Annotated in this window: 1 protein-coding gene; it reads right to left on the bottom strand. The window is 65.5% G+C overall.

Annotation, left to right across the window (positions count from 1 at the left end; genetic code table 11):
* A partial coding sequence (locus tag AC0L3X_RS47540; protein WP_473317671.1) for a transposase occupies nt 1–277 on the bottom strand: 277 nt, incomplete at its 3' end.
* Nucleotides 278–293 lie beyond the last annotated feature (16 nt).

Here is a 293-nt window from a genome sequence, read left to right on the forward strand (position 1 = left end):
GGCCGATTTCAATGTACGAGGTCCGTCCTCCTGAGCCGGCATTCGGCTGATGCTTCACGACTGGCGTGCTCGAAGCTCGATGTCGCGCCAAAGACCAGACGTCGCCCGGCGCCGGCTGCCGGCGCGCTTGCCGGCGCCAAGTGAACACTTGTTGTGGGGTCAGCCCGTGTCGCCGTGCAATCTCGGAAACGACCGCGCCTGGTACCAGCGTCTCCCCGACAATCCGGGCCTTGTCGTCCTTGGAGAACCAACGACGTCGTCCCGTCTCCGTGATCACTTCCAGCCGGCGCGCC

The sequence above is a fragment of the Bradyrhizobium sp. MI1.7 genome (assembly GCF_055811795.1).